Raw genomic sequence first — 22,914 nt, forward strand, 5'->3', positions numbered from 1 at the left:
TCTGGAAAGGTTGACGATTTATGGCGCGGGTTCTTGTTCTCGGTATTTCCGGCATGCTCGGCAACGCTGTCTTTCGTGTGTTTTCCGCTGACGCGGAGCATGAGGTTTGGGGAACGCTGCGCAGCACCGCAGCGATTGCCAATTTTCCGTCTCAGGCACACGGGCGCATAATCCGAGGCGTGGATGTGCTTGATCAGGATGTCCTGGCGGCCACGCTCGCCAAGGTCAGGCCCGATGTGGTTATCAATTGCGTCGGGTTGATCAAGCACCTCGCGGATGCCAATGATCCACTGACGGCGCTCCCCATCAATGCGCTGCTGCCACATCGGCTGGCACGGCTGTGCGAGTTGGTAGGCGCACGTCTGATTCATGTCAGTACGGATTGCGTGTTTTCCGGGCGGACGGGGCGCTACCTTGAGTCCGACTTGTCGGATGCCGAAGACCTGTACGGCAAGTCCAAGTATATTGGCGAGTTGCATGACTTGCCGCACGCCATCACGTTGCGAACCTCGATCATCGGCCACGAGCTGGGCTCCAGTCATGCCCTGGTCGACTGGTTTCTGGCTCAACAGGGCAGCGTGAAGGGGTTCACCAAGGCGATTTTTTCCGGGCTGCCGACCGTGGAGTTGGCGCGGGTCATGAAAGACTTCGTTATCCCACGCTCAGACCTCTGGGGCCTGTATCATGTCGCTGCGGAGCCAATCGCCAAGTTCGATTTGCTGGGGGTGGTGGCGGCTGAGTATGGTAAGCAGATCGAGATTCGACCGGATAGCGCGTTGGAAATTGATCGCTCGCTCAACGGCTCACGCTTCCGTGAGGCAACCGGTTATGTAGCGCCCGCGTGGCGCGAGCTGATTCGCAGCATGAAAGCGGGCCGTTGAGGGTACTGATATCTCACTACGGTTGGCAGTGCCAGACGTGCTGGGTGCCAGGCAGTTGATAGCTTTCCTGGCACGGATCCTTTTAATAGTGCTTCATGATGAAGCCTCAATGATTCAGAAGGTTCTATGTTCGACAACAAGGTATTGATGATCACCGGAGGCACCGGCTCCTTCGGTCACACGGTGTTGCGGCGTTTCCTCGATACCAACGTGCGTGAGATCCGCATCTTCTCCCGTGACGAGAAGAAGCAGGAAGACATGCGTATCGCGTTGGCCAACGACAAGGTCAAGTTCTACATCGGTGATGTGCGTGATTACGACAGCCTCAAGCAGGCGATGGTCGGGGTCGACTACATCTTCCATGCTGCGGCGCTCAAGCAGGTGCCTTCCTGCGAGTTCTACCCGATGGAAGCGGTACGTACCAACGTCATCGGTACCGAAAACGTGCTGAACGCTGCTATCGCCAGTGGCGTCAAGCGTGTGGTGGTGCTGTCTACCGACAAGGCGGTCTATCCGATCAACGCGATGGGTATCTCCAAGGCGATGGCCGAAAAGCTGGTGGTGGCCAAGTCGCGGATGATTCCCCAGGGCGGCACTGTGGTCTGCTCGACCCGCTACGGCAATGTCATGGCTTCGCGTGGCTCTGTCATCCCACTGTTCATCGAACAGATGCGCAAGGGTGAGCCGCTGACTGTCACCGACCCGGCCATGACCCGGTTCCTGATGTCGCTGGAAGACTCTGTCGATCTGGTGTTGCATGCCTTCGAGCATGGCGAGCAGGGGGATCTGTTCGTGCAGAAGGCCCCGGCCTCGACCGTAGGAGACCTCGCCCAGGCGCTGAAGGAACTGTTCGCCAGCGACAGCATGTTGCGTGTGATCGGTACCCGCCATGGCGAGAAGCTCTATGAGTCGCTGGTCTCTCGCGAGGAGATGGCCAAGGCCGAGGACATGGGGCGCTATTACCGTATTCCTGCGGACAATCGCGACCTCAACTACAAAAAGTACTTCGTCGAAGGCGAGGAGAAGATCTCCGAGCTGGAGGACTATACCTCGCACAACACCGAACGCCTCGATATCGCGGGCGTCAAGCAGTTGCTGCTGAAGCTGGACTACATCAAGGAGCAACTGAATGCTTAAGGTCATGACTCTGGTCGGCACCCGCCCCGAACTCATCAAGATGAGCCGGGTGATCGCCGAGCTTGATCGCCAGGTGAACCATGTCCTGGTGCATTCGGGGCAGAATTACGATTTCGAGCTGAACCAGGTGTTCTTCGATGACCTGGAGATCCGCAAGCCGGACCATTTCCTTGGTGCTGCCGGTGATACCGCGGCGCAGACCATCGCTGAGGTCATCGCCAAGGCCGACGCGGTGTTCGAACTGGAAAAGCCCGATGCACTACTGCTCTACGGGGACACCAACACCTGCCTGGCGGTGATTGCTGCCAAGCGTCGCAAGATCCCGGTGTTCCACATGGAGGCGGGCAACCGCTGTTTCGACCAGCGTGTGCCAGAGGAGCTCAACCGCAAGGTGCTCGACCACCTTTCGGACATCAACATGGTGTTGACCGAGCATGCCCGTCGCTACCTGATCGCCGAAGGCATCCGTCCGGAGACGATTATCAAGACCGGCTCGCACATGCATGAAGTGCTTGAGTACTACATGCCGAAGATCGAAGCGTCGGACGTCTTGGCCCGCGACGGTCTGGAGGCGGGCAAGTACTTCATTGTCAGCGCTCACCGCGAAGAAAACGTCGACAGCCCGGACAACCTGCGCGACTTCCTGGCCACCCTGCGTGCACTGGTGGACCAGTACGGCTATCCGGTGATCGTCTCGACCCACCCGCGTACCCGCAAACGACTGGAAAGCCTGGGCGAAAGCCTCGACCACCCGTTGATCCGCTTCGTCAAGCCGTTCGGCCTGCTGGACTACATCAAGCTGCAGATGTCGGCGTTCTGTGTGCTGTCCGACAGTGGCACCATCACCGAAGAGGCTTCGCTGCTGAACCTGCCAGCGGTGACCTTGCGTAATGCCCATGAGCGTCCGGAAGGCATGGACGAAGGGACGTTGATCATGAGCGGCCTGAAAGCCGAATCGGTACTGGCTGCCGTCAAGGTGATCACCAGCCAGCACCAGGGCGGGCAGCGGCTGATCCCGGTCGTGCCGGACTATGAAGGCGGGCCTGTATCCCAGCAAGTGGTGCGCGTGGTGCTGAGCTACACGGACTACATCAATCGAACCGTCTGGCGCAAAGCCTGAGTGTCCGGCATGACACAAAGGGTCTTCCTAACGGGGGCGACCGGATTTGTCGGCTCGGCGGTTGCCAAGCGGTTGCTGGCCGATGGCGGCTGTTCGCTGGTGTGCGCTGTGCGCAGCGACGCCGCCCCTGTACCTTCAGTCGCACAGTCGGTGGTCTGCCGCGATTTTACGGTTCTTGATGGCTGGCAGGTGGCATTGTCCGGGGTGGATGTCGTCATCCACTCGGCAGCCCGTGTGCATGTCATGAATGACACTGAAGCGGACCCGCTGGCAGCGTTTCGCCGGGTCAATGTAGAGGGCACCCTGAACTTGGCGCGTCAGGCTGCAGCCGCGGGTGTGAAGCGTTTTGTATTCATCAGCTCAATCAAGGTAAATGGCGAAGGTACCCAGCCAGGTAAGGCCTACCGTGCTGACGATGCTGCGTCGCCTCAGGACCCTTATGGCGTGTCCAAGCATGAGGCGGAGCAGCAATTGCTGCAGCTAGCGGCCGAGGGTGGGATAGAGGTCGTCATCATTCGTCCTGTGCTTGTCTATGGGCCAGGGGTCAAGGCCAATTTCCTGGCAATGATGCGCTGGCTTGAGCGTGGCGTGGTATTGCCGTTTGGCGCCATCGGCAACCAGCGCAGCCTCGTCGCGCTGGACAATCTGGTCGATCTGATCGTGACCTGTGCATCGCACCCGGCGGCGGCGAATCAGATTTTCCTGGTCAGCGATGGTGAGGATCTGTCAACCACCGAGTTGCTGCGGCGGATGGCTGCGGCATTGGGCAAGCCAGCCAGGCTGCTGCCGGTTCCCGCTTGGATGTTGAGCCTGGCGGCGACCTGTCTTGGGCGCAAGGCGCTTTCGCAACGTCTTTGCGGCTCGCTGGCGGTAAATATCGACAAGACCCGCGCATTGCTGGGATGGACCCCGCCGGTCAAGGTGGATGCTGCATTATCAGCCACCGCCCGGCATTATCTGGACTCTATTCGTAAATGATCTATTGGTTGCTTCCCCTGGTTGTCGTCTTTTCGTTGGCAATGACAGCGCTGTTGCGTCGTTATGCATTGGCCCGAAGCATCATCGATATTCCTAATGCCCGCAGCTCGCACACACTCCCGACACCGCGTGGCGGTGGGGTGGCGATCGTCGTAGCATTTTTGCTGGCACTGCCGTTGCTGACGTGGGGGGGAGCCCTTGATGGTGCTTCCCTGGCTGCACTGCTTGGAGCCGGCGCGCTGGTGGCGATCATTGGCTTTATGGATGACCATGGCCATATCGCTGCGCGCTGGCGTTTGCTCGGACATTTCTGTGCAGCCATCTGGGCGCTGGTCTGGCTGGGTGGTTTGCCGCCGCTGCAGATGTTCGGCATGACCCTGTCGCTGGGTTGGACCGGGCATGTGCTGGCGGCCTTCTACCTCGTGTGGATGCTCAATCTTTACAACTTCATGGATGGCATCGACGGTATTGCCAGTGTCGAGGCCATTACCACCTGTCTGGGCGCTTGTGTGCTTTATGCACTGTCGGGTGCGACTTCGCTGATCTGGGCGCCATTGCTGCTCGCCTGCGCGGTGGCGGGTTTCCTGTTCTGGAACTTTCCGCCCGCGCGTATTTTCATGGGCGATGCGGGCAGCGGTTTTCTCGGCATCGTGTTGGCGGTGTTGTCGCTGCTGGCGGCCTGGCATTCACCGCAGCTTTTCTGGGGCTGGTTGATCCTCCTCGGGGTCTTCGTGGTCGATGCGACCTTTACCCTGGTGCGCCGTTTGATTCGTGGTGACAAGGTTTACGAAGCCCATCGCAGCCATGCCTATCAGTTTGCCTCGCGTCGATACGGTCGCCATTTGCCGGTTACACTGGCTGTGCTGGCGATCAACCTGCTGTGGTTGTTGCCGCTTGCTGCTTATGTCGTCTGGTCTGCAGAGGATGGGTTGCTCTGGCTGCTGGTTGCCTATGCGCCGCTGGTGGCGCTTGCTCTCTTTTATCGCGCTGGCGCGAAAGAATCGTGATAGGTGTAGGTGATGGCCGGCTCCGTCGTGTAGCCATACCAATAAAGTCGAGATTTGCGGGAAGCAAGGACAGGACCAGGTTCTGATGATGGATAAATTGAGAGCGAGGCTGCTGGCCTTGCCGCGTCGCAACAAGCGGATTCTGCAAGTGGTGGTCGACCTGCTGCTGGTTTGGTTGGCCCTCTGGATGTCCTTTATCGTGCGTCTGGGGTTCGATGACGCAGGCAACCCCGTGCTGCTTCATCCTTGGCTGTTCATTGTTGCGCCGTTAGTGGCCATTCCGATTTTCATCCAGTTCGGCCTGTACCGGGCCGTTATGCGTTATTTCGGCAACGAAGCGCTGGTGACAATCTTCAAGGCAGTCGGGTTGTCATCGCTGGTTCTGGCGCTGTTCGTCTACTGGTACAGCAACCACACCACCCTGGTGCCACGTTCGATCGTGTTCAACTATTGGTGGCTGACTTTGGTGATGGTGGGCGGGTTGCGCTTGCTGATGCGTCAGTACTTCATGGGCGATTGGTTCTCCGTGTCGCGAGCGCCTTTTACAGACCGCGATGAAGGGTTGGTGCGTGTAGCCATCTATGGCGCTGGGGCCGCAGGCAACCAACTTGTATCGGCCCTGCGTATGGGGCGCATGATGCGTCCAGTTGCATTCATCGACGATGACCCGAGCATCGCTGACCGAGTCATCGCTGGGCTGCGCATCTACAAGTCTCATGATATCCAGCAAATGATCGAGGATACGGGCGCCCAAGAGATCCTCATGGCGATCCCGTCGGCAAATCGGGCGCGAAAACGGGAGATCCTGGGTTATCTGGAAGGCTTCCCATTGCATGTGCGCAGCGTGCCCGGCCTGATGGACCTGGCCAGCGGTAGGGTCAAAGTGGATGACATTCAGGAGGTCGACATTGCCGACCTGCTTGGTCGCGACGCTGTACCGCCGGAGGCCGGACTATTGCAGCGATGCATCACCGGCAAGGTCGTGATGGTGACAGGGGCTGGAGGGTCGATCGGGTCTGAACTCTGCCGGCAAATCATGAAGCTGGGTCCGACCACGTTGCTGCTGTTCGAGCACAGCGAGTTCAACCTCTACAGTATTCTTAGCGAGCTGGAGCAGCGTTGCCAGCGCGAGGCTTTGAATGTGCGTCTGCTGCCGATTCTCGGCTCGGTGCGTGACCAGGGCAAATTGTTGCATGTCATGAAAACCTGGCATGTCGAGACCGTTTACCACGCGGCGGCGTACAAGCATGTACCCATGGTCGAGCACAACGTTGCCGAGGGGGTGCTGAACAATGTGATCGGCACGCTCAATGCCGCGCAGTCCGCGTTGCAGGCAGGCGTTGCCAACTTCGTGTTGATTTCCACCGACAAGGCGGTCAGGCCCACCAATGTGATGGGCAGCAGCAAGCGCCTGGCCGAGATGGTTCTGCAGGCGTTGAGTCGGGAAAGCTCCCTGGCGTTGCAGGATGACAACCAGAACGTCTCGTACATCAACTCGACCCGCTTCACCATGGTGCGCTTCGGCAATGTCCTCGGCTCTTCTGGATCGGTCATCCCCCTGTTCCGCCAGCAGATCAAGGCAGGTGGTCCGTTGACGGTGACGCACCCGAAGATCACCCGCTACTTCATGACCATCCCTGAAGCTGCCCAATTGGTGATCCAGGCGGGCTCCATGGGGCAGGGGGGCGATGTCTTCGTGCTGGACATGGGCGAGCCGGTGAGAATCGTCGAGCTGGCAGAAAAAATGATCCATCTGTCTGGCTTGAGCATCCGCACCGAAACCAACCCAACGGGCGATATCGCCATTGAGTTCACCGGGCTGCGTCCAGGCGAGAAGCTGTATGAAGAGCTGTTGATCGGCGATAACGTCGAGTCGACCCGGCATCCTATGATCATGAGTGCGCATGAGGACTTCTTGCCTTGGGATGTGCTCAGGGAGCGACTCGACCAGTTGGTCGCAGCGGTAACGACCGACGACTACGCAAGGGCGCGTCAGTTGCTGCGAGAGACCGTGAGCGGTTACACCCCAGATGGGGAGATCGTGGACTGGATTTATCAGCAGCGTCGATTGGAACCTTGAGTACGAAAACGCCCGACTATTTGTCGGGCGTTTTTGTATCCACGGGCTTTGGCCAACCTATTGAAACTTCTGGAATAAAGTTCTGCAGGCTGTCGGTTTGCGCAACCTCAAGGGGATGTCTACTGTTGGTCTCGCAACCAAGGAGCGTTGCTTGAACCTAACCTCAAGGAGTGACATTTATGCGCAACATCATCCTGTCTTACTTACTGCTTCCGCTCTTCGCCGGGCTGTCCCTCACCTGTAACGCCGTAGCCAATCCAGCACCGGCTCAGGTCACAGAACTGGCCGCAACAAAGATGAGCCTTGCCACCGACACCCAACCCGCCAAGCTCGACCTCAACACCGCCGACGCCCTAACCCTGCAAAAGGAACTCAACGGTATCGGTAGGGCAAAGGCCGAAGCGATCGTGGCCTACCGTGAAGCCAATGGCCCATTCACTTCGGTGGATGAGCTGCTGGAAATCAAAGGTATCGGCAATGCGTTGCTGGAGCGCAACCGTGACAAGCTGGTGGTGGCGGAGTAATTCACCGGAAAATGGCCGGTCCGTGTGGGTCGGCCATCAAGATTCAGCGATCCTTCGCGTCCTTGGCATCCGCTTCAGCATTGCGCTCGTGAATTTTTCTCAACTGCTCGTCGGTCAACGGCAATTTCTTCGCCGTGTCGCGTAGCAACAACAACCCGCCAATGATCGAGCCGAGGGCTATGATCAGTATCAACCAGGCGTACCAGGGCATGACGTTCTCCTTGTAGACCATGGATGGCAAACGCTCGCTTAGTTTCGAGCCGTTGCCGTCTCCGTTGGTTCAATTATAGGAGTGACCCGGAGCCGGGCCAATTCTCGTGATCCGCGGCCCCAAAGCCTAGGCCACATCGTTTACAATGCGCGCCGATTTCGACTTGCCAAGAGACTCTGCCCATGTCCGCCTGCCAGACGCCCCTGATTGTCGCCCTGGATTTCCCTACCCGTGAGGCCGCCCTGAAGCTGGCTGACCAGCTCGATCCGGCGCTGTGCCGGGTGAAGGTCGGCAAGGAGCTGTTCACCAGCAGCGCTTCGGGGATTGTCGAAACCCTGTGCGATAAAGGCTTCGAGGTGTTTCTCGACCTCAAGTTCCACGATATCCCCAACACCACGGCGATGGCAGTGAAGGCTGCGGCCGAGATGGGTGTGTGGATGGTCAACGTGCATTGCTCCGGTGGCCTGCGCATGATGTCGGCGTGCCGCGAAGTATTGGCCAAGCGCAGTGGCCCGCAGCCGTTGCTGATTGGTGTGACGGTGCTGACCAGCATGGAGCGTGAGGACTTGGCAGGGATCGGCCTGGATGTGGATCCGCAGGAGCAGGTGCTGCGTTTGGCGGCGCTGGCGGAGAAGGCGGGAATGGACGGGCTGGTGTGCTCGGCGCTTGAGGCGCCGGCGCTGAAGGCGGCGCATCCGTCGCTGCAGTTGGTGACCCCGGGCATTCGTCCTGCTGGCAGTGCCCAGGATGACCAGCGCCGGATCCTTACTCCACGCCAAGCACTGGACGCGGGTTCGGATTACCTGGTGATCGGGCGTCCGATCAGCCAGGCGGCGGACCCGGCGAAGGCACTGGCGGCGGTTGTAGCTGAGATTCGCGGCTGACGTTCGATCGCAGGGGCCGCTTTGCGGTCCTTCGCGGGTAAACCCGCTCCCGCAGGTGCGGCGGTGACATTGAGAGCACCGGAGAATCTGTAGGAGCGGTTTTACCCGCCAATAGGCCAGTGCAAATAATACAAGGCAGTTGCGCCTCCCTGGCCTGGACTATGTTCAGGCCCACAGCGCCCCCGCGGGGGATGGCTGCAAAAGACAGCAGCCCCCACAATGGCCTGGGCTCACACTTTCAACACCAATTTCCCGAAGTTTTCTCCGCTGAACAGCTTGAGCAGCGCCTCCGGGAACGTCTCCAACCCTTCCACTACATCCTCCTTGCTCTTCACCTGGCCACTGGCCAACCATCCGGCGATTTCCTGTGCGGCTTTGCCGTACTCCTTGGCGTAATCCGTCACCACGAACCCTTCCATCCGCGCGCGGTTGACCAATAGCGACAGGTAGTTGGCCGGTCCTTTGACGGCTTCCTTGTTGTTGTACTGGCTGATGGCGCCGCAGATGACCACGCGGGCCTTGAAGTTCAGGCGGCTGAGCACGGCGTCGAGGATGTCGCCGCCGACGTTGTCGAAGTACACGTCCACCCCTTTCGGGCATTCGCGTTTGAGGCCGGCCAGTACGTCTTCGGCTTTGTAGTCGATGACGCCGTCAAAGCCGAGCTCGTCCTTGAGGTACTGGCATTTCTCCTTGCCCCCAGCGATGCCGACCACGCGGCAGCCTTTGAGTTTGGCGATCTGTCCGGCGATGCTGCCCACGGCACCGGCAGCGCCGGAGAGAACGACGGTTTCGCCGGCCTTGGGTTGGCCGACGTCGAGCAGGGCGAAGTAGGCGGTCATGCCGGTCATGCCCAAGGCCGAGAGATAGCGGGGCAGGGGGGCCAGGCGTGGGTCGATCTTGTACAGGCCTTGGGGTTCGCCGGTGAAGTAGTCCTGCACGCCGAGCGGGCCGTTGACGTGGTCGCCGGGCTTGAAGTCAGGGTGCTTTGAGGCGAGCACTTCGCCGACGCCCAGGGCGCGCATCACCTGGCCGAGGGCAACGGGGGCGATGTAGGACTTGCCTTCGTTCATCCAGCCACGCATGGCGGGGTCCAGGGAGAGGTAGAGGTTTTTCACCAGCACTTGGCCTTCGGCGGGCTCGGTGACGGGGACCTGCTCGTAGGTGAAGTCGTCGCGGCGCACGACGCCGACGGGGCGTTTGCTGAGCAGGAAGCGGCGGTTGGTCTGGGGCATGGCGGTTCCCTTTGGGATGGGGTAGGCAGCTTGAACGTTCAAGATAGACCCCTTTGATAGCCCGAGGGTCGGTGGCGATCAAGTTTCACTGCTTGCGCAAATACACCTCGATACACCTGGATGATCGTGCTGCCCAGCGCGCGGCTGTCATGACTAGACTCAGCCTTCATAACGAATCAGCGTGCAGGAGCCCGTAATGAGCATGACGTTTTCTGGCCAGGTTGCGCTGGTCACCGGAGGTGGGGCGGGAATTGGTCGGGCGACCGCGCAGGCGTTCGCGGCCGAGGGGTTGAAGGTGGTGGTGGCCGACCGCGATGCGCCAGGCGGCGAGGCGACGGTGGCGATGATTCGTCAATCCGGTGGCCAGGCGCTGTTCGTGGCGTGTGACGTAACCCGCGAGAGCGAGGTGCGGGCGCTGCATGAGCAGGTGATCCAGGCGTTCGGTCGGTTGGACTATGCCTTCAACAACGCCGGCATCGAGATTGAGCAAGGCCGTCTGGCTGAGGGCAGCGAGGCGCAGTTCGACGCCATCATGGGCGTGAACGTCAAGGGCGTGTGGCTATGCATGAAGTACCAACTGCCGCTGATGCTTGCCGCAGGCGGTGGGGCGATCGTCAACACCGCGTCGGTCGCGGGGTTGGGGGCGGCGCCGAAGATGAGTATCTACAGCGCCTCCAAGCACGCGGTGATCGGCCTGACCAAGTCGGCGGCCATCGAGTACGCCAAGAAGGGCATTCGGGTGAATGCGGTATGCCCGGCGGTAATCGATACCGACATGTTCCGCCGGGCCTATGAGTCCGACCCACGCAAAGCGGAGTTCGCTGCCGCGATGCACCCGGTAGGGCGCATCGGCAAGGTCGAGGAGATCGCCAGTGCGGTGCTTTACCTGTGCAGCGATGGCGCGGCCTTCACCACCGGTCACAGCCTGGCTGTCGATGGCGGTGCCACGGCTATTTGAGGCCAATTGAAACTGCGCCGGCTTTTTCGCGGGTAAACCCGCTCTCACAGGTTCTCCGGTGTTCTCAACAACATCGCTGTGCCTTTGGGAAACTGCGCCAGGGCTGGTGTTTGCAGGGCTGAAAAGTGTAGGCAGCCCACTAATCACCGCAAGCCTTGTGGGAGCGGGTTTACCCGCGAATGGGCCCGTGCTGACAGCCATAGTGTCAAGGCAACCACTCCACACCCCGCGAGTAACACGGCGCCAAACACCACCAACGCTGTTCGTGAGCCAAGACGGTCACTGAGCAGCCCCGTGAAGATGACCGGCAAGCTGAACCCCAGATACGCCAGCAGGAAGAACCCCGCACTGGCGCGGGTTTTCTCGTTGCCGGCCAACTGGTTTACCGCCGCCAGCCCGCCCAGGTAGATGAATCCGTAGCACGCGCTGCTGGCGGCGACCGCGCCGAGCAGCACGCCAGCCAGTTGCCCACTGTCGGCGCCCCAGGCCAGCAGGGCGTAACTACACGGGAGAATCGCCAATCCCAGCAAGGTCGCACGAACGCTGGACATGCGACGTGCCATGGGTTGGAACAACAGGCCGCAACTGATCACGCAGAAGGTCGAGAAGCCGGACCAGGCGCTCAGCCCGTGTTGACGCAAGACGCCCGGCAACAGGGCAATCACCAGGCCTACGCAAGCCCAGGCAAGCAGGATGGCCAGGCCATAGGCCAGGCTGCCCCTGGGGTAGAAGGGCAGGCGCAGCATGGCGCCGCGCTGCGCAGGACGCGGATCGGGCAGGCGCCAGACCAACCCCAGCGCGACGGCGGCGAGCAGCAGTTGCAGGTGGAAGCTGCCCGGCGTCAGGGTGGGGCCGCGCAGCAAGAAGAGGCTTGTCAGCGCGGCGCCCAGGCCAAAGCCCAGGGACGTGCTGGCGGTCACCCAGTTGGCGGCGCGGCCGCTGTCGTTGCCGGCCATCAGCTCGCCCATGTAGGCGGTGGCGGTCGCCGAGGCCAGGCCCGTGCCCAGTCCCAGCAATAGCCGCGCCAGGCCCAGCGTCTGCAGGCTCGGGGCGAGCAGCATCAGTACAGTGGCGATCATCGACAGGGCGAGGGCCGTGAGAATCAGCGGCCGTCGCCCGACTCGGTCCGCCAGGCCGCCCAACGCCAGCAGCACGGGCAACACGCCCAATACATAGCCGGAGAAGGCCACCGCTGTGGCGGCCGCGCCTTGGCCGCAGAGGTCGGCATAGGCGATGTACAGGGGCGCCTGCAGGTTCACCGCGAGGGTGATCAGGCACAGGGCGAAGGCCAGGCGGGCCGGGGCTGAGCGGGTGGGCATCTGGGCATCCTTGGGTCATTTGTAGCGGCTGTTCGCGGGTTACCCGCGAATGAACCAGTACGATCAACGGTGATCTCTAACCCTTGCGCCAACAAGGCACACTCCCGACGCATTTGTGATTAACTGTTCGTCAAAAATCAGCGAACACTTCCCATGCCTATCCTTTTGGATCGTGACTGCGCCACCCCGCTGGTGCAGCAACTGACCGAACAGTTGCAAGCCTGGATCGAACAGCAACGCCTACGCCCCGGCGCGCGGCTGCCGTCGATCCGCACTCAGGCGAGCAACCTCGCCGTCAGCCCTGCCTGCGTGATCGAGGCTTACGACCGTCTGGTGGCCAGCGGCTGGCTTCAGGCGCGCCACGGTACGGGCTTCTTCGTCGCCGAACGCAAGCCAGGCCTGCCGCTTGAAGAGGAGCAAGCATGGGGCGAAGCGGTGGATGGCAGCTGGCGACAGTTTCGCGAGGGCCATGACGAACTGCTCAAGCTCGGCTGCGGCTGGCTGCCCAGCGCATGGCGGGCCAACACCGAGGTGGCCCAGGCCGTACGCCAAGTCAGCCGTGGCAATGTGGAGGATCTGTTCGATTATTGCCCGCCCCTGGGCCTGGCCAGCCTGCGCCAGCAACTGCACAAGCGCCTGGCACGCTTCGACATCGCCGCCGGCCCCGAACGCATCCTCACCACCCAAGGTGCCAGCCATGCCCTCGATCTACTGGTGCGCACCCTCCTGCGCCCTGGTGACGCGGTGTTGGTGGAAAGCCCGGGTTACTACAACCTGTTCAACCTGCTACGCCAGCACCAAGTGCGCATGCTACCGGTGCCGCGCACGGCCAGTGGGCCGGACCTGGACGAGCTCCAACGCCTGCTCGCCGAACACAGCCCGCGCCTGTTGTTCACAAACAGCCTGTATCACAACCCCACCGGCACCAGTCTGACGCCCAAGGTGGCCTATCGCCTGCTGGAACTGGCCCGCGAGCACGATTTGCGCATCGTCGAGGATGACATCTACGCAGATTTTCAGGACGGCCCGGCCACGCGCCTGGCGACGCTCGACAGCGAGCAGCGGGTGATCTACATGGCCAGTTTCTCCAAGACCCTGAGCAGTTCGCTGCGGGTGGGCTACCTGGTGGCCGATGCGGCGCTGATCGGCCGCCTGGCGGAACTGAAGATGGTCACTGGCATCGGCACGTCGCGCTTTGCCGAACAGGTGGTGGGGCAGATGCTTGCCAATGGCAGCTACCGCAAAAGCGTGCAGCGCCTGCGGGTGCGCCTGGGGCAGCACATGGCCAAGCTGCTGGGGCAACTGGAGGCGTTCGGTTGGGAGGTGTTCTGCGAGCCCTATGGCGGGATGTTCGTCTGGGTGCGCTCGCCCGGGCGCGACTTTGCCACCCTGGAACGCGTTGCCCTGGATAACGCGGTGCTGCTGACACCAGGCAGTGCGTTCGACCACCAGGGCGCGCCGAGCGACTGGTTGCGGATCAATGTCGCCTATGGGCAGGACCAACGGGCCCAGGCGTTCTTTCGGCACGCAGGGCGACCTTCAGCACGCTGAAAGCGACACGCTCATAGCTATTTGACACCATTGTGACGGGTGGGGCTTGTGGGTGAGGTTGTGCAGTTGCCACTCTTGGCTGAAAAAGGGCTGTTGTGCAGCCTGAAAACAGTGATGGACTGGTAGGGGGAATGGGCGATGCGGGCAACCAAGCACGGTGTTCTGGCCAACCTGGGCATGGCCCGCAAGCTGGGGCTGGGCTTTGCCCTGGTGCTGTTGCTGACCCTGGCGGTGGCGGCCATCGGCGTCTTCGCCCTGCAGGGCCTGGGCCAGCGCTTCGATGACCTGCGCCAGATGAGCCAGTTCAACACCGACCTGCTCACGTTGCGCCAGCACGAACAGGGTTTTGCCTTGCGCTCGGACATCAAGGAAGCCGAAACCCTGCGCAAGGACCTGCAAGGCCTGATCGAGCGCGCTCGCACGCTCCCGGCCCTGGCTGCCACCGAAGGCGACCTGACCGCCTATGGCCAGGCCTTCGATGTCTTCGTCGAAGCAGTGCAGGCCAAGGAACTGGCCCTGGACATGGCCAGTTGGTCGGTCTCCAGTGTCGCCAATAACCTCGATGTGCTGCAGTCAGGTCTTACCGACGATGGCACCTACACCCTCAAGCAGTCCCAAGGCCAGCAGGGCAGCGAGTTCCTCGAGCAGGCCGGCCAGGTGGCGCAGGTGTCGCGCCTGATGCTGCAGGCCATGGACGAGGCGCGGGTGCGCCTGGAGCAGGGGCGCAAAGGTGAGGAGGCGGTCAACGAAGGGCGCATCGCCCAGACCGTCGAAGCGGCGAGCCTGGTCGATCAGCTCAAGGCGTCGGTGAGCGACACCGGTTATCAGAGCGTGTTGGGCGAGGTGGCAGGGCACATCGCCAGCTTCTCCGACAAGCTCAACGAATACACCGATCTGCTCGCCAAGGAGCAGGGTATCAAGGCTCAGTTGCAGACCCAGGCCGAGCAGGTCACCCAGCGGGTCAACCAGGCCTATGCCAACCAGGAGCACGTCATGCAGGGCGAACTTGCCCGCAGCACGGTCGCCATCGCCTTGGCCACCGCACTGGCCTTGCTGGTGGGCGTGCTCGCCGCCTGGTTGATCACCCGTGCCGTGGTCGGGCCGCTCAAGCGTGTGATCGCCCGGGCCCAGCGCATCGCTGCGGGCGACCTGGTCGTCGAGGCCGAAACCATGCGGCGCGATGAGGTTGGCCAGCTCACCTTGGCCATGCAGCAGATGGCTGCCGGGCTTGCCGGCATTGTCAGCGGCCTGCAACAGGGCATCGAGCAACTGGCCGGGAACGCTCAGTCGCTGTCGGCCGTCACCGAGCAGACCAACCGCGAAGTGGGCAGCCAGAAGGAAGAAACCGAGCAAGTGGCCACCGCCATGCAGCAGATGACCGCCACCGTGCACGATGTGGCGCGCAACGCCGAGGAGGCCGCCCAGGCGGCCCAGAGCGCCGACGACAAGGTCGAGTCAGGCCAGCAGGTGGTGCGCCAGAGCATGCAGCGCATCGAGCAGTTGGCTGCCGCGGCGGAAACCGCCAGCGCTGGCATCGACAGCTTGAGCGCCGAAATCCATACCATTGGCGACGTACTGGAAGTGATCAAGAGCGTTGCCGAGCAGACCAACCTGTTGGCGCTCAACGCGGCGATCGAAGCTGCCCGGGCCGGCGAGCAGGGGCGCGGTTTTGCCGTGGTGGCCGATGAGGTGCGGGCCCTGGCGCGGCGCACCCGGCAATCCACCGAAGAGATCGAGCGCCTGGTCGCCAGCCTGCGCGGTAACGCCCAGCAGTCGGTATCGCAGATTCGCGGCAGTACCGAGCTGGTGCGTCTGGCGGTAGCCGATGCGCTGCACACCGAAAGTGCGCTGGGCAGCATCGCAGCTGCGGTGTCGTTGATCCAGCAGATGAACCAGCAGATCGCCGCGGCGGCGGAGCAGCAAAGTTCGGTGGCCGAGGAGATCAGTCGCAGCGTCACGCAGATCCGCGGCAGCGCCGATCAGGCCGCCCTGGCCATGCAGGACAACGCTCGCTCGAGCGTCGAGCTGGCGCAGTTGGGCACGGACCTCAAGGGCATGGTTGGCCACTTCAGATTGTGATCGCGTCTACCGGCCCTTCGCGGGCCAAACCGCTCCACTGGTACTGCAACAGATCCCAAGACCTATGTTGGCCCTGTGGGGCAGGTTTACCCGCGAACAGACCGGCACTGGCAACCAGGTATCCTCAGGCCTTGCGTGGGCTCAGGATCAGCAAGGTCAACACCCCCGCCACGATCCCCCAGAACGCCGAGCCGATCGAGAACAAAGTGAACCCTGAGGCCGTCACCATGAAGGTGATCAGTGCCGCCTCCCGTTCACGGGCTTCTCCCATGGCCACACTCAGGCCGTTCATGATCGAACCGAACAGCGCCAGTGCGGCAATAGACAGCACCAGTTCTTTGGGCAGCGCCGCAAACAGGGCCGCTAGCGTGGCGCCGAAGACACCGGCGATGCCGTAGAAAATCCCGCACCACACCGCCGCGGTGTAACGCTTGCTCGGGTCTTCATGGGCATGGGGCCCGGTGCAGATCGCCGCGCTGATCGCCGCCAGGTTCACCCCGTGGGAGCCGAATGGCGCCAGCAGCAGCGAGGCGAAGCCGGTGGCCGAGATCAGCGGCGAGGCCGGCACCTGATAGCCATCGGCCCGCAGCACAGCGACGCCTGGCATGTTCTGTGAGGTCATCGCCACCACGAACAGCGGGATGCCGATGCTGATGGTCGCTGCCAGCGAGAAGCTCGGGGTGGTCCACACCGGCTTGGCCACTTCCAGGTTGAAGCCGCTGAAATCCAGCAGGCCCAGGGCGCCCGACAGGGCGGTGCCCACCAGCAGCGCGACCAGCACGCAGTAGCGCGGCGACAGGCGCTTGACCAGCAGGTAGCTGAAGAACATGCCCAGCACCAGCACGGTACGATGCTGGGCGGCGACGAAGATCTCGCTGCCGATCTTGAACAAGATACCGGCCAGCAGCGCCGAGGCCAGGGACGCTGGAATGCGCCGCACCAGGCGCTCGAAGCTGCCGGTCAAGCCACAGATGAGCACCAGCACCGCGCAGGTGATATAAGCGCCGATGGCCTCGCCATAGCTGACCCCGCCGAGGCTGGTGATCAGCAGTGCAGCGCCCGGGGTCGACCAGGCGATGGTGATCGGGGTGCGATAGCGCAGCGACAGCCCGATGCTGCACACCGCCATGCCGATCGACAAGGCCCAGATCCACGAGGAAATCTGCGCGCTGGTTAGCCCAGCAGCCTGGCCCGCTTGGAACATCAGCACCAATGAGCTGGTGTATCCCGTGAGCATGGCGATGAAGCCGGCGACGATCGCCGACGGAGAACTGTCTGCCAGGGGGCGCAGGCGCGCGGAGGTGGCATCGGTCATTGAAAAGTCCTTGTAAAGGTGTAAGCAGTTTTTTCAGACTACCGTGACCTGGCGCAATCGGTGCGATACAGCGGCCATTGCATTTAGCCGTACAGTCGCCAACTATTGGGCACGATTGCGCAACTGCACGAGAGGGGAGGGGCGATGTACAAGGTTTATGGGGATTACCAGTCCGGCAACTGCTACAAGGTCAAATTGATGTTGCACCTGCTGGATCGCCCTTACACGTGGCACCCGGTGGACATACTCAAGGGCGAGACCGAAACGCCGGAATTCCTGGCGATGAACCCCAACGGCAAGGTGCCTGTGCTGCAGCTTGAGGATGGCACCTGCCTGTGGGAGTCCAACGCCATCCTGAACTTCCTGGCCGATGGCAGTGATTTTTTGCCCACCGAGCCACGTCTGCGCACCCAGGTGCTGCAATGGCAGTTCTTCGAGCAGTACAGCCATGAGCCGTACATTGCCGTGGCGCGGTTCATCCAGTTCTACCTGGGGCTGCCTGACGAGCGCGTGGAGGAATACCGCAAGCTGCACAAAGGCGGCTACAAGGCGCTCAAGGTCATGGAGAGGCAACTGCAGATGACGCCGTACCTGGTTGGCGACCAGTACTCGATCGCCGACGTGGCGTTGTATGCCTACACCCATGTGGCCCATCAGGGCGGGTTCGACCTGGCGGACTATCCGGGCGTGCGGGCGTGGTTGGCGCGGGTGGCGAGCCATCCGCGGCATGTGCCGATGGTGGATTGATCCCAGCGTTTTTGCTGACTGTTCCGGCCCTTTCGCTGGTAAATCCCTCCCATAGGGTTATGCGTACCTGTGGGAGCGGGTTTACCCGCGATGAGGCCGGTGCAGCCTGATGGGATGTTTCAGACTGCCGCGAAACGCTTGTCCAGGTAGGCAATGATGTCCTTGGATTCGTACATCCAGGTCACCTCGCCGGCTTCCTCGATCCGCAGGCACGGCACCTTCACTCGGCCGCCGCCTTCGAGCAGGGCTTGGCGGTGCACCGGGTCGTTCTTGGCGTCGCGCAGGGCCACCGGCACGTTGAGGCGGTGCAAGGTGCGGCGGGTCTTGACGCAGAACGGGCAGGCATGGAACTGGTACAGCGCCAGGTTCTGGGCGTCTTTGGCGACTTGCGCCTGGGCTGCGGCATCACGCTTGCGCTTGGCCGGACGGCTGATCCAGTCACCGAACACGATAAGCTGGCCGAGGCCGACCCGCAGGGCTTTGACGATCATGGACAACTCCTGAACAAAAGAAAAAGCCGACCCCGAAGGGTCGGCTCGCAGTCACACGCCGATCACTTGATCAGGCTGAGGAACTCGCTGCGGGTGGCAGCATTGGAGCGGAACTCGCCGAGCATCACCGAGGTGATCATGGTGGAGTTCTGCTTCTCGACACCGCGCATCATCATGCACATGTGCTTGGCCTCGATGACCACGGCTACGCCAGCGGCGCCGGTCACCTTCTCCACGGCTTCGGCGATCTGGCGGCTGAGGTTTTCCTGGATCTGCAGGCGGCGGGCGAACATGTCGACGATGCGCGCGACCTTGGACAGGCCCAGGACCTTGCCCTTGGGCAGGTAGGCCACGTGGGCCTTGCCGATGAAGGGCAGCATGTGGTGTTCGCACATCGAGTAGAGCTCGATGTCCCGGACCAGCACCATCTCGCTGTTGTCGGAGGTGAACAGCGCGTCGTTGGTGACTTCTTCCAGGGTTTGTTCATAACCGCGGCAAAGGTACTTCATGGCCTTCGCGGCCCGTTTGGGCGTGTCGCGCAGGCCCTCGCGGGAGACGTCCTCGCCGAGCTGGCTGAGGATCGCGGTGTAGTTCTGTTCCAGGGACATGGATCTACCTGTGGGGGATTAATCGCAAAGACGAAGGGTACGGCGGCGAGGGCGAGGCTGCAAGCCTGGCGTCACTCGTCGCGGCCTTCGAGCATGGTGCGCTTGAGCATCACATAGACCGCGCCTGTGCCGCCATGGCGGGCCTGGCAGGAGGTGAAGCCAAGCACTTGCGGGTGCTGGCGCAGCCAAGTGTTGACGTGGCTCTTGATCATCGGCCGCTTGCCGTCCAGGCGCGCAGCCTTGCCGTGGGTGACGCGCACGCAGCGCACTTCGAGCCTGGTGGCCTCGGCGATGAAATCCCAGAGGGTCTCGCGGGCTTTTTCCACGGTCATGCCGTGTAGGTCGAGGCTGCCTTCGAAGGCGATCTGACCGAGTTTGAGCTTGCGGATCTGGCTTTCCTGTACGCCGTCACGGCGCCACATCAGTTCGTCCTCGGCGCCGACGTCGATGACGAACTGGTCGGACATGCCATCGACCACGAGGGGTTGGTCGCTGTGCACGGTCGCGGCCATGCGCAGGCCGGCCAGCTTCTTGCGGTCGGCCTTGGGTTTGCCGACATCGGCGCGGTCGTGCTTGATCGGCTTCACGCCGCGCATCTGGGCGCTGAAGAGGGAAAAATCGTCGTCTTGCATGGTGCCTCCACGTAGGGGGCGCATTTTACGTGAGTGGGCGGCGTTGTGTCGCCTGTTGGCCTTTTCGCGGGTACAGGCCACCCTTTGAATCGTGCACGCAGATTTAGAGCCGCCGCGAATCGGTCAGCGGCACACGCCGCTAATCATGCTTTTTCATCAGGTGCTGCGAGAGGTTCAACCCATGCCCGCGACGCAGGCGAATCCGGCTGCGCCGCCAGAAACGCACGCCCAGGTAGAGCAATAGCAAACCGATCCCCGCCAGGATCACTGACAGTGGGCGGTTGGCATTGAGTTCGGCCAGGGCGCTGTAGTTGCCCAGAAGGCCTGCGACGCCGGCCATGGCCAGCAGCACGCCGAGGGTGGCCACCAGGGCGGACAGGCCGGCGGCCAGGCGCGCACCCCAGTTGCGCGGTTCGCGCTGGCGCAGGCGTTTGGCGTCGAAACTGCCTTTGAGCTTCATTCCGATTTCCTCTGTGGGTATCCGGAATTCGACCTGGGGTCGGCCCTGGGGTTCCGCCCGGCTGCCGGGCGGTCGTGGCTCAGATCAGGCTGGCGGTTGGGGCGACGCAGGCGAAGTTGTCGGCCATCACGGCCATTTCACACTGGTGGATCTGCGCGGCCGGAATCACCGTGTCCTTGAACGCCAGGTCGCGGGTGGTGGAGGCATCGGCGACCAAGGTGCACCGATAACCATAGTCCTTGGCGCGGCGCACGGTGGTGCTGACGCTCGAATGGCTCATGAAACCGCAGACGATCAGGTCCAGATGGCCCAGCTCCTGCAGCGTTTCGTGCAGCTTGGTGTTCTTGAAGGCGTTGGGCATGCGCTTTTCGATGATGATCTCACCCTCGCGAGGCTCCAGGCCCGGGATGAACTCGCCGCGGCTACCCTGCGGGTCGAACAGGCCACCGACGGTGCCCAGGTGGCGAACATGGATGATCGGACGGCCGGCCTTGCGCGCGGCGTCGAGCAACCGGGCGATGTTGGCCACGGCCTCGTCCATGCCCGACAGCGCCAGGGGACCGCTGAGGTACTCCTTTTGCGCATCGATGACAATCAGGCTGGCTTGGCCCAGCTTTGCCGGCGGATAGTCGCGGCCGCTGAGGCGGAACATCGTGGTTGGAACGGACATCAAGGGCTCCTTGGGTAGGGCTTTTGTATACCTATTCTCCCTTGCCTCGGCGCCAATGTGAATGGTTGACATTGCAGACAGCATGGTTACTGGCCTGTGGCTACCGCCCGGCCAATCGAAGGAAACATTTGTGTCGGTGGGCTGTTAGACTTTTGTCCTGTCTTAAAAGGAGTCATCCGTGATCACATCCCGTCTGCGCACCCTGCGCGACCATATCCGCTGGGCGGTCAGCCGCTTCCATGAGCACGACCTGTTCTTCGGCCACGGTGCCGACAACGCCTGGGACGAAGCCCGCCTGCTGGTGCTGGGCGCCGTGCACCTGCCGTGGGAAGTGGCCGATAGCTATCTGGACTGCCAGCTGGAAGATGACGAGCGCGTGCGCCTGCAGCACCTGCTCAAGCGCCGAATCGAAGAGCGGGTACCCACCGCCTACCTGCTGGGCGAGGCATGGTTCTGCGGCATGTCGTTTGTGGTCGACGAGCGTGTGCTGGTGCCGCGCTCGCCCATCGGCGAGCTGATCGAAAAGCGCTTCGAACCATGGCTGGCCGCGCCGCCTGCGCGCATCCTGGACCTGTGCACCGGCTCCGGCTGCATCGGCATCGTTGCCGCCGACGTGTTCCCCGAGGCCGAGGTGGTGCTGGCCGACCTGTCCTTCGATGCCCTGGAAGTGGCCAACCACAACATCGAGCGCCACGGCCTGGAGGAGCGTGTATACACCGTTCAGGGCGATGGCTTCGCCGGCCTGCCCGGGCAGCGTTTTGACCTGATTCTGTCCAACCCGCCGTATGTCGATGCTGAAGACTTCGCCGACATGCCGGCCGAGTATCACCACGAACCCGAGCTGGGCCTGGCCTGTGGCAACGATGGCCTGGACCTGGTGCGGCGCATGCTCGCCGAGGCAGCTGACCACCTGAACGAAAAAGGGTTGCTGATCGTCGAGGTGGGCAATAGCCAGGTGCATGTCCAGGCCCTGTACCCAGAGGTGGACTTCGCTTGGCTGGAGTTCGAGCGGGGGGGGCATGGCGTGTTCATGCTGACTGCCGAGCAGTGCCGCCAGCACCAGGAACTGTTCCGCTCCCGCGTTTGATCAAGACAGCGGGCTGCTTTGCAGCCCATTCACGGGTAAACCCGCTCCCACAGGTTGCGATGACTCTTGTAGGCGCGGGTTTACCCGTGAAAAGAGCGCCACGTCTCTAGCGCGTGGCGATCCAGATCAGTAGCCCCGCCTGGAACACGGCAAACGCCACCAGGCACGTGATGGTGAAGCGCAGGCCGCTGTCTTCGCGGCGGTACTTGGCGACCCGTTCATCGCGCTCGCGCAACTGCGCCTGCTTCTCCAGCAATTGCTGCTCGGCCTGTTGCAGCATTCCGGCGGCCTCAAGGATGTCGACGCGCTGGACCCTTTCATTGTTCCAACCGCCCTTGAGCTGGCCTACCGAGGTATCCACGGTGCGCCCCTTGAGCAGTTGTCCGCCTTCGTATTCCACCTCTAGCCCTGCACTGCGTAGCACATGGTCGCGGCGCAGGCGGTTGTCTTCGTTCAGGGCATCCTTGCTGGGCAGAGCCACGCCTTCGACCTGGTAGTTCGACCAACGCTGTTGCAGCCACTGCACCGCCTGTCCCAGCAGGAACCGGCCCAGGCCGCGGTTCGCCGGTTCGAGCTGCAAGCCACCGTCATCACCGATACGCACCTGGCGCAGCTCATGATCGACACGGATGTCCAGCTGGTTCTGCTCCTTGCGCACTTTCTGACCTGGCAGGCGGATTTCCAGGCGCAGCAGGCTGTGCGTCTTGCTATGCCGCTCGGCATGGCCGAACTCGACGAAACGCAGCGGGCGGGCGCCGCTGTTGCGGTCGGTAGGCAGGGCCGCCAGGCGCAGCAGTTGGAAGTGTTCGGGGGCCAGGTCTTCCCAAGGCAGCGGAGCGCTTGCTGGGGCTTGTGGCTCTTCGTCCGCCTCAACGGCGGCGGGGGCGTCGGTCATCAGGGGTGTCCTCGAATGCACGGCGGGCAGGACGGTGGAAAGGGGCTG

At 62.3% G+C, this 22,914-nt stretch carries 23 protein-coding genes and 1 pseudogene; 14 read left to right on the plus strand and 10 right to left on the minus strand.

The window, feature by feature from the left end; translation table 11 throughout:
- The first annotated feature begins 20 nt into the window (after nt 1-20).
- The 7 genes from ABOA88_RS12085 to ABOA88_RS12115 all read left to right on the plus strand — a co-directional run bounded on the left by ABOA88_RS12085 (nt 21) and on the right by ABOA88_RS12115 (nt 7,727).
- Complete coding sequence (locus tag ABOA88_RS12085) at nt 21-881, plus strand: dTDP-4-dehydrorhamnose reductase family protein (protein ID WP_367851162.1); 861 nt, start codon at nt 21-23, stop codon at nt 879-881.
- A 126-nt stretch (nt 882-1,007) separates the two neighbouring features.
- Entirely contained in the window at nt 1,008-2,018 is a 1,011-nt protein-coding gene (locus ABOA88_RS12090; protein ID WP_367851163.1) for a polysaccharide biosynthesis protein, read from the plus strand.
- The gene (gene wecB, locus ABOA88_RS12095; RefSeq protein ID WP_196169462.1) at nt 2,011-3,138 is read left to right on the plus strand and encodes a non-hydrolyzing UDP-N-acetylglucosamine 2-epimerase; all 1,128 of its coding nucleotides are present in this window, start codon (nt 2,011-2,013) and stop codon (nt 3,136-3,138) included. Before ABOA88_RS12090 ends, wecB begins: the two co-directional genes overlap by 8 nt.
- A 9-nt stretch (nt 3,139-3,147) precedes the next feature.
- Entirely contained in the window at nt 3,148-4,116 is a 969-nt protein-coding gene (locus ABOA88_RS12100; RefSeq protein WP_367851164.1) for a UDP-glucose 4-epimerase family protein, read from the plus strand.
- On the plus strand, nt 4,113-5,123 hold the full coding sequence (locus tag ABOA88_RS12105) for an MraY family glycosyltransferase (protein WP_196169460.1): 1,011 nt from the start codon (nt 4,113-4,115) through the stop codon (nt 5,121-5,123). Before ABOA88_RS12100 ends, ABOA88_RS12105 begins: the two co-directional genes overlap by 4 nt.
- 88 nt (nt 5,124-5,211) lie before the next feature.
- On the plus strand, nt 5,212-7,203 hold the full coding sequence (locus tag ABOA88_RS12110; protein WP_196169459.1) for a polysaccharide biosynthesis protein: 1,992 nt from the start codon (nt 5,212-5,214) through the stop codon (nt 7,201-7,203).
- A gap of 179 nt (nt 7,204-7,382) precedes the next feature.
- Nucleotides 7,383-7,727 carry a ComEA family DNA-binding protein gene (locus ABOA88_RS12115; protein WP_196169458.1) on the plus strand — a complete coding sequence of 115 codons (345 nt, stop codon included), beginning with the start codon at nt 7,383-7,385 and terminating at the stop codon, nt 7,725-7,727.
- 43 nt (nt 7,728-7,770) lie between these two features.
- Here the strand turns inward: ABOA88_RS12115 and ABOA88_RS12120 are convergent, their stop codons facing one another.
- Nucleotides 7,771-7,938: a DUF2897 family protein gene (locus tag ABOA88_RS12120; RefSeq protein WP_367851165.1), complete on the minus strand. Its 168-nt coding sequence runs from the start codon at nt 7,936-7,938 to the stop codon at nt 7,771-7,773.
- A gap of 182 nt (nt 7,939-8,120) precedes the next feature.
- Here ABOA88_RS12120 and pyrF point away from each other — a divergent pair, with 182 nt between their 5' ends.
- Nucleotides 8,121-8,822, plus strand: coding sequence for an orotidine-5'-phosphate decarboxylase (gene pyrF, locus ABOA88_RS12125; protein ID WP_196169456.1), 702 nt, complete (start codon nt 8,121-8,123; stop codon nt 8,820-8,822).
- A 230-nt stretch (nt 8,823-9,052) separates the two neighbouring features.
- On the opposite strand, the gene ABOA88_RS12130 is transcribed toward pyrF, so the two are convergent.
- A complete protein-coding gene (locus ABOA88_RS12130; RefSeq protein ID WP_367851166.1) occupies nt 9,053-10,054 on the minus strand; it encodes an NADP-dependent oxidoreductase in 1,002 nt (333 codons plus the stop codon).
- 196 nt (nt 10,055-10,250) lie between these two features.
- Between ABOA88_RS12130 and ABOA88_RS12135 the strand changes: the two genes are divergently transcribed.
- Nucleotides 10,251-11,012: an SDR family oxidoreductase gene (locus ABOA88_RS12135; RefSeq protein ID WP_196169454.1), complete on the plus strand. Its 762-nt coding sequence runs from the start codon at nt 10,251-10,253 to the stop codon at nt 11,010-11,012.
- 143 nt (nt 11,013-11,155) lie between these two features.
- Here ABOA88_RS12135 and ABOA88_RS12140 read toward each other — a convergent pair whose 3' ends face one another.
- Complete coding sequence (locus ABOA88_RS12140; RefSeq protein ID WP_367851167.1) at nt 11,156-12,331, minus strand: MFS transporter; 1,176 nt, start codon at nt 12,329-12,331, stop codon at nt 11,156-11,158.
- A 153-nt stretch (nt 12,332-12,484) separates the two neighbouring features.
- On the opposite strand from ABOA88_RS12140, the gene ABOA88_RS12145 reads away from it, so the two are divergent.
- The 3 genes and pseudogenes from ABOA88_RS12145 to ABOA88_RS12155 all read left to right on the plus strand — a co-directional run bounded on the left by ABOA88_RS12145 (nt 12,485) and on the right by ABOA88_RS12155 (nt 15,961).
- Entirely contained in the window at nt 12,485-13,882 is a 1,398-nt protein-coding gene (locus ABOA88_RS12145) for an aminotransferase-like domain-containing protein (RefSeq protein ID WP_367851168.1), read from the plus strand.
- Nucleotides 13,883-14,875: 993 nt separating this feature from the next.
- A pseudogene (locus ABOA88_RS12150) lies at nt 14,876-15,052 on the plus strand (methyl-accepting chemotaxis protein); the annotation flags it as partial.
- Nucleotides 15,053-15,256: 204 nt separating this feature from the next.
- On the plus strand, nt 15,257-15,961 hold the full coding sequence (locus ABOA88_RS12155) for a methyl-accepting chemotaxis protein (RefSeq protein WP_371906669.1): 705 nt from the start codon (nt 15,257-15,259) through the stop codon (nt 15,959-15,961).
- Between the two features lie 124 nt (nt 15,962-16,085).
- Here the strand turns inward: ABOA88_RS12155 and ABOA88_RS12160 are convergent, their stop codons facing one another.
- A complete protein-coding gene (locus tag ABOA88_RS12160) occupies nt 16,086-17,276 on the minus strand; it encodes a benzoate/H(+) symporter BenE family transporter (RefSeq protein ID WP_367851170.1) in 1,191 nt (396 codons plus the stop codon).
- 144 nt (nt 17,277-17,420) lie between these two features.
- Here ABOA88_RS12160 and ABOA88_RS12165 point away from each other — a divergent pair, with 144 nt between their 5' ends.
- Nucleotides 17,421-18,023: a glutathione S-transferase family protein gene (locus tag ABOA88_RS12165; RefSeq protein WP_196169449.1), complete on the plus strand. Its 603-nt coding sequence runs from the start codon at nt 17,421-17,423 to the stop codon at nt 18,021-18,023.
- A 119-nt stretch (nt 18,024-18,142) separates the two neighbouring features.
- Here the strand turns inward: ABOA88_RS12165 and ABOA88_RS12170 are convergent, their stop codons facing one another.
- The 5 genes from ABOA88_RS12170 to ABOA88_RS12190 all read right to left on the minus strand — a co-directional run bounded on the left by ABOA88_RS12170 (nt 18,143) and on the right by ABOA88_RS12190 (nt 20,884).
- Nucleotides 18,143-18,514, minus strand: a complete 372-nt coding sequence (locus ABOA88_RS12170; RefSeq protein ID WP_196169448.1) for a glutaredoxin family protein — start codon at nt 18,512-18,514, stop codon at nt 18,143-18,145.
- Between the two features lie 62 nt (nt 18,515-18,576).
- Complete coding sequence (gene folE, locus ABOA88_RS12175; RefSeq protein ID WP_043209757.1) at nt 18,577-19,122, minus strand: GTP cyclohydrolase I FolE; 546 nt, start codon at nt 19,120-19,122, stop codon at nt 18,577-18,579.
- Nucleotides 19,123-19,193: 71 nt separating this feature from the next.
- Nucleotides 19,194-19,754 (minus strand): Smr/MutS family protein, encoded by a 561-nt coding sequence (locus ABOA88_RS12180; protein WP_196169447.1) that lies wholly within the window; start codon nt 19,752-19,754, stop codon nt 19,194-19,196.
- A 139-nt stretch (nt 19,755-19,893) separates the two neighbouring features.
- Nucleotides 19,894-20,214, minus strand: coding sequence for a hypothetical protein (locus ABOA88_RS12185; protein ID WP_367851171.1), 321 nt, complete (start codon nt 20,212-20,214; stop codon nt 19,894-19,896).
- Between the two features lie 79 nt (nt 20,215-20,293).
- Nucleotides 20,294-20,884, minus strand: a complete 591-nt coding sequence (locus ABOA88_RS12190) for a cysteine hydrolase family protein (RefSeq protein WP_043209762.1) — start codon at nt 20,882-20,884, stop codon at nt 20,294-20,296.
- Nucleotides 20,885-21,062: 178 nt separating this feature from the next.
- On the opposite strand from ABOA88_RS12190, the gene prmB reads away from it, so the two are divergent.
- On the plus strand, nt 21,063-21,971 hold the full coding sequence (gene prmB / locus ABOA88_RS12195) for a 50S ribosomal protein L3 N(5)-glutamine methyltransferase (protein WP_043209765.1): 909 nt from the start codon (nt 21,063-21,065) through the stop codon (nt 21,969-21,971).
- A 106-nt stretch (nt 21,972-22,077) separates the two neighbouring features.
- Here prmB and ABOA88_RS12200 read toward each other — a convergent pair whose 3' ends face one another.
- A complete protein-coding gene (locus tag ABOA88_RS12200; RefSeq protein ID WP_196169445.1) occupies nt 22,078-22,866 on the minus strand; it encodes a hypothetical protein in 789 nt (262 codons plus the stop codon).
- Between the last annotated feature and the right edge of the window lie 48 nt (nt 22,867-22,914).

This window comes from Pseudomonas sp. PKS, from assembly GCF_051913525.1.
GTDB lineage: Bacteria > Pseudomonadota > Gammaproteobacteria > Pseudomonadales > Pseudomonadaceae > Aquipseudomonas > Aquipseudomonas guariconensis_D.

Coding starts and splice junctions, on each gene's coding strand:
- ABOA88_RS12085 (WP_367851162.1), top strand. CDS start 21: ATGGCGCGGGTTCTTGTTCTCGGTATTTCCGGCATGCTCGGCAACGCT.
- ABOA88_RS12090 (WP_367851163.1), top strand. CDS start 1,008: ATGTTCGACAACAAGGTATTGATGATCACCGGAGGCACCGGCTCCTTC.
- wecB (WP_196169462.1), top strand. CDS start 2,011: ATGCTTAAGGTCATGACTCTGGTCGGCACCCGCCCCGAACTCATCAAG.
- ABOA88_RS12100 (WP_367851164.1), top strand. CDS start 3,148: ATGACACAAAGGGTCTTCCTAACGGGGGCGACCGGATTTGTCGGCTCG.
- ABOA88_RS12105 (WP_196169460.1), top strand. CDS start 4,113: ATGATCTATTGGTTGCTTCCCCTGGTTGTCGTCTTTTCGTTGGCAATG.
- ABOA88_RS12110 (WP_196169459.1), top strand. CDS start 5,212: ATGGATAAATTGAGAGCGAGGCTGCTGGCCTTGCCGCGTCGCAACAAG.
- ABOA88_RS12115 (WP_196169458.1), top strand. CDS start 7,383: ATGCGCAACATCATCCTGTCTTACTTACTGCTTCCGCTCTTCGCCGGG.
- ABOA88_RS12120 (WP_367851165.1), bottom strand. CDS start 7,938: ATGCCCTGGTACGCCTGGTTGATACTGATCATAGCCCTCGGCTCGATC.
- pyrF (WP_196169456.1), top strand. CDS start 8,121: ATGTCCGCCTGCCAGACGCCCCTGATTGTCGCCCTGGATTTCCCTACC.
- ABOA88_RS12130 (WP_367851166.1), bottom strand. CDS start 10,054: ATGCCCCAGACCAACCGCCGCTTCCTGCTCAGCAAACGCCCCGTCGGC.
- ABOA88_RS12135 (WP_196169454.1), top strand. CDS start 10,251: ATGAGCATGACGTTTTCTGGCCAGGTTGCGCTGGTCACCGGAGGTGGG.
- ABOA88_RS12140 (WP_367851167.1), bottom strand. CDS start 12,331: ATGCCCACCCGCTCAGCCCCGGCCCGCCTGGCCTTCGCCCTGTGCCTG.
- ABOA88_RS12145 (WP_367851168.1), top strand. CDS start 12,485: ATGCCTATCCTTTTGGATCGTGACTGCGCCACCCCGCTGGTGCAGCAA.
- ABOA88_RS12155 (WP_371906669.1), top strand. CDS start 15,257: ATGACCGCCACCGTGCACGATGTGGCGCGCAACGCCGAGGAGGCCGCC.
- ABOA88_RS12160 (WP_367851170.1), bottom strand. CDS start 17,276: ATGACCGATGCCACCTCCGCGCGCCTGCGCCCCCTGGCAGACAGTTCT.
- ABOA88_RS12165 (WP_196169449.1), top strand. CDS start 17,421: ATGTACAAGGTTTATGGGGATTACCAGTCCGGCAACTGCTACAAGGTC.
- ABOA88_RS12170 (WP_196169448.1), bottom strand. CDS start 18,514: ATGATCGTCAAAGCCCTGCGGGTCGGCCTCGGCCAGCTTATCGTGTTC.
- folE (WP_043209757.1), bottom strand. CDS start 19,122: ATGTCCCTGGAACAGAACTACACCGCGATCCTCAGCCAGCTCGGCGAG.
- ABOA88_RS12180 (WP_196169447.1), bottom strand. CDS start 19,754: ATGCAAGACGACGATTTTTCCCTCTTCAGCGCCCAGATGCGCGGCGTG.
- ABOA88_RS12185 (WP_367851171.1), bottom strand. CDS start 20,214: ATGAAGCTCAAAGGCAGTTTCGACGCCAAACGCCTGCGCCAGCGCGAA.
- ABOA88_RS12190 (WP_043209762.1), bottom strand. CDS start 20,884: ATGTCCGTTCCAACCACGATGTTCCGCCTCAGCGGCCGCGACTATCCG.
- ABOA88_RS12200 (WP_196169445.1), bottom strand. CDS start 22,866: ATGACCGACGCCCCCGCCGCCGTTGAGGCGGACGAAGAGCCACAAGCC.